This is a genomic window from Pseudoalteromonas 'SMAR' (assembly GCF_048515945.1).
GTDB lineage: Bacteria > Pseudomonadota > Gammaproteobacteria > Enterobacterales > Alteromonadaceae > Pseudoalteromonas.
In genome coordinates this window covers 1-11,826 of sequence record NZ_JBLWMW010000010.1, presented here as the reverse complement: position 1 = coordinate 11,826, position 11,826 = coordinate 1, and the positions used below count along the sequence as shown (strand labels likewise).

Sequence of the window (11,826 nt, the reverse complement as noted above, 5' to 3'; positions counted from 1 at the left end):
GGTTAAGATACCTTCATCAGTCAAGTCCATGGTAATCCACCTTGCCATTGCTTAGCCTCGGTATTTCCTCGACTTTTATTAATTTGATTTGCCTAAAGTGGCAACCAGCCAGGGCCGCTATGCGCTTGTCACTTCCTTCACTAAATCGATGGCAAGTAATCACTTTTAAAATGTCATCGTCACTGGTGATCACACAAGGTAAGTTTAAATTTTTTTCCACTTCAGACTCAAGCTCATCTAGGTTTAGTCTGCGGCCCTCAAGCTTGGCTATGCGTTTAGTGCGGCCAATTATTTGCAGCTGCCCAGTGGTAAGTCGTTTGGCAATATCACCCGTTTTAAGTAGTGCAATAGAGCTGCACGTTTGTAAGTCAACTGTGGCGTTAGCATAGCCACAAAAAATGTTTGCACCTGAAAAGCAAAGCTCCCCTTGTTCAGCGTCATCCTCAATGTACAATTGACACTGCGGCAAAGGCTCCCCTATTGTGCCTGGCGGGGCTTGTAAAAACTCGCTTGATTGCATTATTGCAATCCTAGCTGTCGCCTCTGTTTGACCATACATAGGGAAAAAAGCAACACCTCTTGTTTTACTAAACTGTTGCAAAGCATGCCATAGCTCATTGCTAAGCCGCCCACCAGCTTGGGCCATGTATTTCAACTGTTCTAATGGCAACCTAGTTAAGCCAAGTTTAACTAACATCTCAAAGCTAAATGGTACGCCATAAAAACTATTAACACTGTGTTGTTTAAATTGCTGCCAAAAGTCTTTAGCAAATACACTTTCCTGTCCCAGGATAATCTCAGCGCCCACTTGTAAATGCGTGTTCAAGATAGACAAACCAAAACTATAAGAAAGCGGCAATGAAGTCATTGCCTTGTCACCTGCTGAAATTGGCAGAGTTTGTGATATGCCAAGTGTGTTTTCAGCGAGGTTTTCAAAAGTCAATTTAACCCGCTTCACACTCCCAGTCGAACCACTGGTTGGTAGTAACAGTGCAAGGGCGTCAGCTATCTCCAGATTTCGAGCATGAAGGCCAGTTACTGTTTCCTTATCAATGAAAAGGTTCGCCTGAAAATGCTCAGCAATGGCTTGGTTCTCTGCCATGCTTTTATTCGCATCTAGCAATAAAATAGCGTGACGATTGCGCAGCAGTGCGAGGTAATAGATAACAAAAGCTAAGGAGTTATGAGCAACTAACGCAACTAACTGTTTAGACTCTGGAAGTTTTTGCTGAGCAGCACATACCAAACTCTCCAATTCCGAATAACAGACCGCTTTGCTACCTTCTATAATACGGTTATCACTGTTTCCGTGCTTTAGTTCCCAGAAAAAATTCATATTCCCAACTTTAAACCACCGTCCACGGCAATTACTTGGCCAGTAATAAAGCGGCTTTGCTCTGAAAGTAAAAACGCAATGACATCGGCAACATCTTCGGGTTTCCCTAAACGCTTCAATGCAGTAGCTGCAATAAGTTGCTGCTTTTTCTCAGATGAAAAGTGCTCAACTAATGGGGTTTCTATAAAGCCCGGAGCAACACCATTAACACGAATATTCATCCCACCTAGCTCTGCAGATAGGCTTGCAATAAAGCCATGCAGTGCTGACTTCATTGCCGCATAGACACTTTGTCCTGGAATCCCTTGTGAGGCAACAATTGAGCTGACCAGAACAATGCTGCCGCGTTTACTTCTAGCCATCAGTTTACTGATCCCTTGGCAAAGTAGAATTGCGCTTTTTAGATGCTGTTGATATTGATTGTCTATTAGGCTCTCTCGAGACATCATTAGTGGTGCTTCGTAAATAGTCCCTGCACAATGCACAAAGTTTGCTACTGGCAATTTTAGTTGCAAAATATACTTAAGTAGCGCTTGAATATCATCCGTTTCAGTAACGTCGGCAGTAAAAGTTAAGACCTCTGACAAGCCCTGATTATGGAGCTGTTCTTTGGCTGAAAATAGCTTTTTTTCATCTCTAGCAACCAATAAAACAGTGTCTGGTTGCGTGCTGACAATATTATTTGCTAGCGCTAAACCAATACCGGATGATCCCCCAGTTATTACAGTCAGTTGGTTTGTAGATGAAGTCACTTTACACTCCGTATTTTGCAACGATTTCTTTAGCTTTCGCAAACGAACTCATATCAATGATGTCATTGGTATCAATCATAATATCAAAGTTGGCTTCAATGTCTGCGATAAGCATCATGTGGGTCATAGAGTCCCATTTATCATGTTGCCCATAAGCAAGCTCATCGTTCACCTCATCAAGCGGTATATCAAGTACCTCAGCAAATATGTGTTGTAATTTTTCGTTCATTAATTCCTACTCAAAAACGCTTTAATTTTTTTAGTTGCAGCAGCATAGCTTTCTGGAGTCAACTCTATTTTCAGTAAATCACTTGTATCACAAGCGGTTACCTTATAGCCCAAAACCTTATTATACCTTAGCGCCTCTCGATTATCTTGCCTTACTAATGACTCTAAAGCCATAAAGTTTAACGCTTCAAATAGATAATCAATTAGAAGCAACGATGGAGAAAAAGCGATTAAATTTCCTTTGCACTCGGGTTCAGCAATGTAAATACCAATCTCAGCTTTACTAGCAAATTGCAACGGTTCAGTGGCACGTACACTGATCACCCCGACGCCTTTGCCCCTAAAGATAATCTTAAAATGGCACTGTTTATCACACCCTAGCATGTTGATATACCATGCCTCATGCTCACGCCACGGAATAGGTTGAGTATTAAGCATTTTCTCTCTAACCTCAGGCAAATTCCGCCATGCATGAACCTGCTCCATATCCGCTTCAGTCAGTTGCTTTAGCTCCACTGCGTAGCCTGTTAACTTAGTCTTCACCAGCATCCTCCTGCAACTTTTTTTGCGCAACAGCAGCGTTCAACTCCGCTACTTCAGGATTACAATTAAGATAGTCAACAATTTCAGTGGCTGATACCAAGTCAATATCTCGGCCAAAATGCTTTACCACATGCTCAAACACCTCAAAGTCGCGAGCTTCGTCAACACAAAGGCGAAGGTGTGGAGCGATAGGTGGTGAAAAAGAAAGGCTTTGACACTGAAATAGCTCTGGGTGCTGGTAAAAGTAAGGGGTGACATGTTCTTGTTCAAAGTCTTCAGTAGCTGCTTGGAACACCTCAAAGAGTTTTGCCACTTTAAAAACTTCAGCATCGAAGCCCCTAGGAATCGTGCCAACATCTATATTTGAATAATCAGCACCTGATCCAAGGTGCAACTGGATCAGTTCATCAACGAGTTTTGGATCAACTAAGGGGCAGTCTCCGGTTAGTCTGACGATATGATCGCCATCACTTAGCTCCATTTCCTTAGCAGCGTTAACAAAACGCTCTAAAACATTGCGTTTACTGCCACGCATGACTGTCACTTGCAGTGATTTAACATGTTGACAAATAACATCATCGTTACTCTCGGTGCTTGTAACAACCACATGCTGGTGTGCATGAGTGATTTGAGCCACTCTGCGAATGTGGAACTCTAGCATAGTTCGACCAAGCACCTGCTTTAATACTTTGCCTGGTAGCCGAGTAGAATCACTTCTCGCTTGAGTAAAAACCACCACACTCATTACTTGATATGCTCCCAAGATAACGGTGTACCGAAGTCAATATCATGGCTTGCTGTTTTGCCAATAATGTCTGTTAAATGTCTCGGGTGGAGGCCTTTCCCCGGCCTGACAGAGCGCACATGTTCTGCAGTAAAAGTCTCGCCTTGCTTAATGTTTTTAGCAATATAAAGTGAACGCCGAAAGTCAGCATTATTTGTTTCACTGGCAGTTAAGCGGTAATTTACTTCCCCTAAACTTGCGTGGGCATCCCGAACTCGATCAACCAAGGTAGAGAATTGTTCTTGATCAAGTGAGAATGCGGCATCCACACTGGACTCATCGCCTTTCATTTTGAAATGTTTTTCAATCATACAGGCACCCAGGGCTGTCGCTGTAATTGCCGCCGTATCTGCTAAGCTATGATCACTAAGACCAATGGGGACATTAAGTTGCTTTTTAAGATCAACAAGTGTTGCTAAATTACAATCGCTAATTGGTGTAGGGTAACCGCTGATACAATGCAAGACAACCAGCTCTCTACCTCCAACATCGGCGACAGCTGCCACCGCTTCTTTGATCTCGTCAAGTGTTGCCATCCCAGTTGACATAATGATTGGCTTTTTAGTGCTTGCGGCATATTTAATTAAGCCTATATCCGTTATTTCAAACGAAGCAATTTTATAGGCGGGACAATTGAGATCTTCTAACAGGTCTACAGCTGTATTATCGAATGGCGACGAAAACAAAGTAATGTTGTTTTGTTTTGCTCTTTGAAATAGTTGTTCATGCCACTCCCATGGTGTGTGAGCTTCTTCATACAAATCATAAAGCGTACGATCCTGCCAGAGCTTTTCTTTAACTAAGAATTCAGGCCCATTGTGGTTTAAGGTAATCGTATCCGGTCTATAGGTTTGAATTTTGAGAGCATTTACGCCGGTTTTTGCTGCTGTATCTATCAACTCTAGGGCGTGTGCTAAGCTGCCACCATGGTTTCCAGACAGCTCAGCGATGATATAAGGGGCATTCCCACCTCCAACACATACATCATTAATGTGAAAGCTTTGTTTAAAAGTCGTACTTTCTTGACCTAAAGGTTTGCTCATAGCCTACTTCTCAATTGATTTTACTTTTTGATTTTTAACAAGCCTTTTGGCACTGCTAACATTTGATCCTGACTTAGCAGCCAATGCTTGAGCAATTAGCTGCGCCCCAGTCCCTGGTACACTGTTCATTCCGAGCACCGCCATTTTTTCCCGTAAGCTTGGGTTAGCAGAAAGGCTCTTAATATATTTACTGACATCAGAAATAGCCTTTGCTTCGTTTTTAAGCGCGTTTACACAGTAATAAGCATGATTATTTAAGTCTGATAACTCTGCTTGTTGCTGGTTTTCTGCTAAAACTACCGCAACGGTTGGAACACCCAGACAAAGAAACTCATACAACGTACCACCAGCGCCACAAACAGCAATATCACTTGAAGACATCAATTCTCCTAAGTGATCAGGCGATTGGTAATAGTTAACTTTAATATCTTTCAAAGAAGTCATTAAATCGGTCAAGCTGTGACTTGGTGTAAGAGTAGAAATCAAATTAATGTTTTGGATGGATAACTGGCTTGAAATTTCTTTTAATACACTCTCTTGGAGGTTTTTAACATCTGTGGCACCTAACATAACCGTTAATGTTAACTGCGAGGAGTGCTTATCATAACGTTTACTTACCTTAGCGTTGGTAATTTCATTGCGAATGAGACGGAATTGCTCTCCTTGCATTCGCCTTTTAGCTCTGAACTTGGCAGTTAATACATTGCTTGGCGCAATAACAAGATCAAACAAAAAGTCACTATACTCAACACCATCATCAACTCCTGCCACAAAGTAATTGGTTTTAGTATTTTTTGATAGCCCAATTGCAGCTAAGTTATAATCATCCATTATTAGCCAGTCACCTTGATTAGGAATATTGAGCAAGCTTTTGGGTGAAACTTTGCTGAATTCAAAGCCAGCATAGTCAAGCTTGGATTTGATTGACTCAGCCATAAAGAGATATAAAAACTTAACGCTAAAGCCAAGCCGACGCAGCTCAACCGCCAAGCTAAGTTGCCTGATAACATGGCCATGGCCTGCTTTTTCATCTGCATTAGCATAAATATACACATTGCGCAGGCTTACTTGGTAGGTGCTTGTCATAGAGTCAGCCCCAACACCCAATCAAAATACTCAGCAGGTTACCTTTACTCATAGTGCTCGTAACTAACAACTTTACTGCCTTCACTACCTATATTGCAGTTAACATGTATGAGACTTGAGAGCGCAGCTTTAATTTTATTATGCGCAGCTGGGGGAGCAAAGAACATCATAAATCCTCCACCGCCAGCACCAAGCAATTTACCACCCAATGCACCGGCTGCTTTGCCTGCGTTATAAATTTCATCTATTTGTGGATTGGATACCCCATTGGCTAGCTCGCGCTTTAACTGCCAAGCGTCATCTAACATCAAACCAATATTCTCAAATTGAGGCTCCTTGGACTGCAAGATACTCTTAGCCTCAACAGCCATTTGATGTAGCGTGTTTAATTGTGACGCTTTCTTTTTGACATTTTCTATTTTTTTTACCGCAATGGTTTCCGCAATTCGAGTGAACCCTGTAAAAAACAGTAAGATATGATTATTTAAAATGTCATGATTACCAGGTCTCATTATCAACTTTGATACATCAATACGGCCGTTATGATTAAACTCAATATAGTTAGTGCCACCATGAGCAGCCCATACTTGATCTTGAGAGCCAACTTTCTCTTTAATAATCTCTTGCTCGATCCTAATAGCCTCAAGCCCTAATTGAGTAGCTGAAGTAATTTTACCTTCAAGAGCACGCATGGCATTAATCAAACCAACAGTAAAAGCTGAACTTGAACCTAAGCCAGAGCGCGCAGGCAAATCGCTAAAATGATGAACTTCAATGCCATGGTCTGAAGGGTGCTCTTGCATCACAGCTCTAACTGCTGGGTGTTGAATCTCGGAGGGATCGCAAACATTTTCTATTTTAGAATAAACAATTCTATGTTTGTGCTCAAAAAACGGTGGTAATTTCCTGAGGCTAAGATAACAATATTTATCAATGGTCGTTCCAACTACAGCGCCACCATTTTCCAAATACCAAGCAGGGTAGTCTGTCCCCCCACCAAACAGGGAAACCCGAAACGGAGTTCTTGTAATTATCATAATTACTCCTTAAAAATAAATTGAGCCTGTAAATAGCTCTCAGGTGTGCCAAAATCTAAAAAGTTATGCCCTTCGTTTACACACTTTATCGGCGGCCTTAAGGGATCCATTAGGTACTCCCTTTCAAAGGAGAAGATATCTCTGTTTTTTAATGATTCCAGGTGTGACTTCTCTAAATAGTACCACCCAGCATTTATCTCTCCGGCCACATCAAGAACTTGCTTCTCTTGAAATGAGCTTAATAGGTCACCAGATTTACTTACAGCTCCGAATCTAGAAGCATTGGGCACTTTTGTGGTTAACATACCACCACAGCATTTGCTTTTTTGAACAAACTCAGATAAATCAAAATCCACAAAAGTATCACCGTTACACACCAAAAGTTCAGTCAAGCTACCTCTTTTTTCTAAATCATTGATTGCATCGACAATCGCTCCACCTGTTCCCCTTGATTGCGTTTCTACATGCCAAGATATGTCCAAACCAGAAAGTTTTGCCTGTTGAAGCCATTCTATAACCTGATCTGCCAGATGTCCGAGTGATAGGTGAACCTGCAGAGCTCCTTGTTTGTGGAGCCATTCCATTAAGTATTGTATATACGGTTTACCGTTTATATCAGCTAGTACCTTCGGCCGATCACTCACTAGTTTTCTTAACCTAGACCCCTTGCCTCCAGCCAAAACCAAGACGATTGGTAATTTATCCATGTTATTGTTCATTTATTTTTATCTGGTTAGCTGCCCTTTCAACAATTTTACGACGCAAACGGGTTTTAGCCATGGTGTTAATATGCTCGCGAGTATCACGACCAAACTTCTTCTCAACAAAGTCGAGATATTGGCTATTTTCGAAATAATGGTGGAAAGCCGAATCTCTGAAAGCTAATACCTCTGCGGCAGAAACATGGTTAGTAGGCAGAGGCTGACAATCATAACTGTGCTGAGAATAACCTGACCAAGTCTTAGGTAACTCCCACCCAAGCTTTTTAGCGTCAACATAGAGCTTTGAACCTGGGTACGCCATTGCAGAGTAAAAGTTAATAAACTCACACTGCAGTTCCACAGCTAAATCCAATGTCTGCTTCATGGCATTCATGTCATCATCGGGTAAACCAAAAATGAAGTTACCCATAACATTAATATCAGCTGCTTGAATCTGCTTCACGATATTTCTAATATCATCCTGAGAGAAAGACTTCTTCGCACCATCTCTGACCACTTCACTCCCGGATTCGATTCCAAGAGCAAGCCAACGGATACCAGCTTTACGCAACAAGGGCAAAGTGTTTTCTTTAACTGTATCTACTCTGGCGTATGCCCAAATGTTAAGTTCATCTGCAAACGGTAACTCTGCTAGCATTTCACAAATAGGAATATAGTGGTTTTTTTTGAGCACAAACATTTCATCAATAATTTTGAAAGTCTTGACTCCATACTCCTCATAAAGATGTTTTATTTCCTCAACCACCGCTGCCGGGCTACGAGTACGATATTTATTTGTATCAAAAGGGGCATTAATACAACAGAAAACACACTTGTAAGGACAGCCGAGTGTGGTGTAAATGGAAGCATATGGCTGCCTTAACTCAAGTTCGCCAAAGCATTGCCAGTTATGGGCTCGGTACTTTTCCATCGGTAGTAAATGCCAGACATTTCCATGTAAATCGGTGTCTAGGTCATCAGAAATTTTTGCATTAGGACCATAATAATACTCCCCTCCTTGCTCTCTATACACAAGCCCTTTGACTTCCTCAATACGAATCTGATTATCAAGCGCTTGCCAAAGCTCAAAAGAGGTTACAGTACCCTCGCCTTGGCATGCATAGTCGACCTGCGTTTTATCAAGTGTATCTTGGGGTAATGCTGAAACATGACCGCCGATTAAAAGCGTTTTAACTTCAGGGTTAATAAGTTTTAACTCATCAATGAGATCTGAAGCACCAGTCATAACCTGAGTTGATGCGGATGGTTGGTGGCCAAAAGCGACTATTACAACGAGTTTAGGGGCTAAGTCATTAATTTTTTGCGCCGCATTTTTGACACCCAGAGCTTCTGCTTCAGTGTCAATAATCTGCACAGGAACCTCTCTATCAATTAAATAACCAGCAACAAGTCTGGTCCAAAGAGGTGGTTCGATAGCTGTAAGCTCTTCTCCAAGAGACTGATAGATTTTATCTCTTCCTCCTGGGTTGACTACAATAAGGTTGTTCATATTTATCACCATATCAATAGGAATAATTATTAAGGCTTCTTTTTGAATAAGTGTATTTGATAAATATCCATTAAAAATGCTCTTTCTAGTCTAAGGCTAGTGCAGTTGGCCTCAATAAATAGTTCTATTAAGTCAGCTTCAAAAATCCAGTCTTCCGTAGGTTGGTTGGGAACCCCATACTTATTTGTCCAGTCCTCTAAAATATCTTTTCTTGGGGTAGATACTATTATATGCCCACCGGGCTTGCATAAGTTAACTAAGGATTTTATAAAGAGTGGCTTTTGGTTGTCGGTTACATGCTCTATAACCTCAGACGAAACGACAACATCGAATGAACCCTTTAGACCTACAAACTCTAGTAGATCTGCACTGCCAGTAATAAAGTTAACACTCTCATAATTTGTTTTTGCATACTGAATGACATCCCCTATTGGATCAACAGCTGTAACCTCGCCATATTTGCACATAAGGTTCGATAACCAACCACGCCCACATCCAATTTCTGCGATATTCAAACGCTCATGACCAATTGAGTGTGTTTCAGCAAGAAATTTATTGATTACTTTCCACCTTGAAAGCTCATCTGTATTAGGCTCAAGGCGATTCCAAGACTGGTTTTTTACAAACAGTTCTTTGTAATACAAAGACTCTTCTAATGAGGGGCAATAAGCTTGGTTACGATTGTAATCAATACGCTTTCCATTTTGTATCCAATTCAAAAACTGCCTTATTCGTATTCTGCTAGTGTGCCTAGTTAACAGTTTGTTTCTAGCATTCGTAGTAATTCTCTCACGATACCCTAAACTATTTTTCAGTAAATCAAGCGCCTCAATGCACTCATTTATTGATGAAAAAAACAGTATATCTTCATTTTTCTCAAACAAATTGGATTGTTCTCTGCCAGGAGGAAGCCATGAAACAGCCGGTACAGATGCACACATTGACTCAATAACCCTTCCAGCGAATGCTTTAAGAATTGAAGGAAGGTTCACATTGGCAAAACCCATTCTCAGACCTTCTAAATGCAGCTCAAACAAAGCTTTACGAATTGCAATTAAGTTTAATTGGAAGGCTTCAAACTCCTGATGGCTTTTGAAGGTGCGAGGCAATTCACCAATGAGATTGTCGAATAAAGAAGGTAAATCCGTATCCCTTTCAGGTAAATGAGGTCTTATCAAAAACTCACTTAGTTTAGCATCATTTAAATATTCCCTTCTCTTACCATAATTGCTACCAACGAATGCAGCGTAGTCATAAGCAGGTGGCTCTCGGAAATCAACAAATTCTTCAGGCACCATTGGCGGGTACCAGGTTGCCTCAATTCCTAACTCGTTATGAACAACAATTGCATCTGATTCACTGCAAACAAGTGCTTTATCAAAATTTTTTAGCTGCTCTAGAACAAGTTCTCTTCTATTTTTAAGGTGAGGAAACTCAGTAAACTCATAATTCTCAAATGTAAGTGATTCCATCAAAACACCTACGGAAACATGAGCTATTTTTGAAAACCACTCCCAATAAATATCTGGCAGCGCCCCATGTATACACCAAACCCAGGCTTGATCAAATTGTTCAGTGGTTTTATCACGCACAAAGTCCAAACAAGTAGTATTAACATTGCCATCTTGCTCTATAATAATTGGTGCGAATGTATAATCTATATTATTAGCTTTCAGACCATCGATAAATGCATATGCACCTGTATAAGACCAAGCCCTTGCTTGGTTCCAAGTTGAGAACTCAATCGGCACTAATAAAATTTTCAATTTTCTGTTCTCCATTCTGATCCATTAATAAGCTAAGTTCTTTCAAATGTCTTTGTTTCTCAGCTTCAGGTCTCATACATGCAAAGTAAGCACAAAGTGAGCCAATAATTTTGTTTAAAGGTTCATCTAACTTTTTAACTTTTAATAGTAATAGATAAGCGCTGACAAAAGTCGGATCTTTATTGAGGATTTGACATATTAGGCCTATCTCTTCCTGGGTTGATAGTTTATGTTGGGTGGATATAAGTGTTTTGAACAGCTCTTTTGCATTTAGGCTTTCAAATGAAGGTGGAGCACTCTTATCTATAATTGATTTAACCTTGGCTTTTACAGTATTTGATAAAGTTCTGTTAGAATTTATTTGTAAAAACCTCGTTATTGGCTCCTTAGTTTTAATAACTTTAGACTCAATTAGGAAAGGCTCAAAATAATATGGCATTTTTTCCTGCATCACTTTGATAGGTTCTAAGTCATTCTCAGTGAGAAATTCACTTAGGGAAGAACTTAATGCATAAGGTATATATTCTTTTTCATTATCTTTATTAATAAGACCCCTCCCCTTTTCAAATACATCAAGTTTAAAGAATTTAAAGTAACCATGTAGAAGGCAAGCATTTGTTAGAACTCCCATTAGGGCATTATAGTCCGCATTAAAACAACCACCTTCCTTAAAATCAATAAATTTTATTATTCCTGATAAGTGATTTATAAAATTCACCTGCTCTTTTTTCTCACAGGCTTGCTTATAAAAACTATGATCAAAAAAATCATCCGGATGGAGGTGAGCTAATAACCCTTTAGAAAACCCAGCAGAAATATGCTCATCAATATATCTTTCTATGGTTAAAGCTTTATAGTGCCTACCAATGAGCTTACTACTTAAATAAAGTGAGCCACCGTTTGAAAAAAAACGTATGCCAAACTCGATATCTTCACAGCCATATCTAGTGAACTCCTCGTTAAACTTAATACTTTTAAAAAAAAGTGTTTTAAAAGAAGTAAACCCACCACAAAAGTTGGAAAGTTCAGTTAAGTTTCTA

12 protein-coding genes are annotated in these 11,826 nt (G+C 40.3%); all 12 read right to left on the bottom strand.

Annotated elements, in window-relative coordinates; translation table 11 throughout:
- Positions 1 to 16: 16 nt before the first annotated feature.
- The gene (locus ACNKW2_RS06240) at positions 17 to 1,336 is read right to left on the bottom strand and encodes an AMP-binding protein (protein WP_419147785.1); all 1,320 of its coding nucleotides are present in this window, start codon (positions 1,334 to 1,336) and stop codon (positions 17 to 19) included.
- Positions 1,333 to 2,088, bottom strand: coding sequence for an SDR family NAD(P)-dependent oxidoreductase (locus tag ACNKW2_RS06235; RefSeq protein WP_419147784.1), 756 nt, complete (start codon positions 2,086 to 2,088; stop codon positions 1,333 to 1,335). Before ACNKW2_RS06235 ends, ACNKW2_RS06240 begins: the two co-directional genes overlap by 4 nt.
- A gap of 1 nt (position 2,089) precedes the next feature.
- Positions 2,090 to 2,317, bottom strand: coding sequence for an acyl carrier protein (locus ACNKW2_RS06230; protein ID WP_419147783.1), 228 nt, complete (start codon positions 2,315 to 2,317; stop codon positions 2,090 to 2,092).
- A complete protein-coding gene (locus tag ACNKW2_RS06225; RefSeq protein WP_419147782.1) occupies positions 2,317 to 2,859 on the bottom strand; it encodes a GNAT family N-acetyltransferase in 543 nt (180 codons plus the stop codon). The genes ACNKW2_RS06230 and ACNKW2_RS06225 overlap by 1 nt, the downstream gene beginning before the upstream one ends.
- Positions 2,849 to 3,604 carry a cytidylyltransferase domain-containing protein gene (locus tag ACNKW2_RS06220; protein ID WP_419147781.1) on the bottom strand — a complete coding sequence of 252 codons (756 nt, stop codon included), beginning with the start codon at positions 3,602 to 3,604 and terminating at the stop codon, positions 2,849 to 2,851. Before ACNKW2_RS06220 ends, ACNKW2_RS06225 begins: the two co-directional genes overlap by 11 nt.
- Entirely contained in the window at positions 3,604 to 4,686 is a 1,083-nt protein-coding gene (pseI, locus tag ACNKW2_RS06215) for a pseudaminic acid synthase (protein WP_419147780.1), read from the bottom strand. Before pseI ends, ACNKW2_RS06220 begins: the two co-directional genes overlap by 1 nt.
- A 3-nt stretch (positions 4,687 to 4,689) precedes the next feature.
- Positions 4,690 to 5,772 (bottom strand): glycosyltransferase, encoded by a 1,083-nt coding sequence (locus tag ACNKW2_RS06210; protein ID WP_419147779.1) that lies wholly within the window; start codon positions 5,770 to 5,772, stop codon positions 4,690 to 4,692.
- A 44-nt stretch (positions 5,773 to 5,816) separates the two neighbouring features.
- Entirely contained in the window at positions 5,817 to 6,809 is a 993-nt protein-coding gene (locus tag ACNKW2_RS06205; RefSeq protein WP_419147778.1) for a GHMP family kinase ATP-binding protein, read from the bottom strand.
- Between the two features lie 2 nt (positions 6,810 to 6,811).
- Complete coding sequence (locus ACNKW2_RS06200) at positions 6,812 to 7,516, bottom strand: sugar phosphate nucleotidyltransferase (protein ID WP_419147777.1); 705 nt, start codon at positions 7,514 to 7,516, stop codon at positions 6,812 to 6,814.
- Position 7,517: 1 nt separating this feature from the next.
- A complete protein-coding gene (locus tag ACNKW2_RS06195) occupies positions 7,518 to 9,020 on the bottom strand; it encodes a B12-binding domain-containing radical SAM protein (protein WP_419147776.1) in 1,503 nt (500 codons plus the stop codon).
- Between the two features lie 29 nt (positions 9,021 to 9,049).
- Positions 9,050 to 10,786, bottom strand: coding sequence for a methyltransferase domain-containing protein (locus ACNKW2_RS06190; RefSeq protein WP_419147775.1), 1,737 nt, complete (start codon positions 10,784 to 10,786; stop codon positions 9,050 to 9,052).
- Positions 10,761 to 11,826, bottom strand: a 1,066-nt coding sequence (locus ACNKW2_RS06185) for a galactosyltransferase-related protein (protein ID WP_419147774.1), incomplete at its 5' end; no start/stop codon positions are given. The genes ACNKW2_RS06185 and ACNKW2_RS06190, both read right to left, overlap by 26 nt.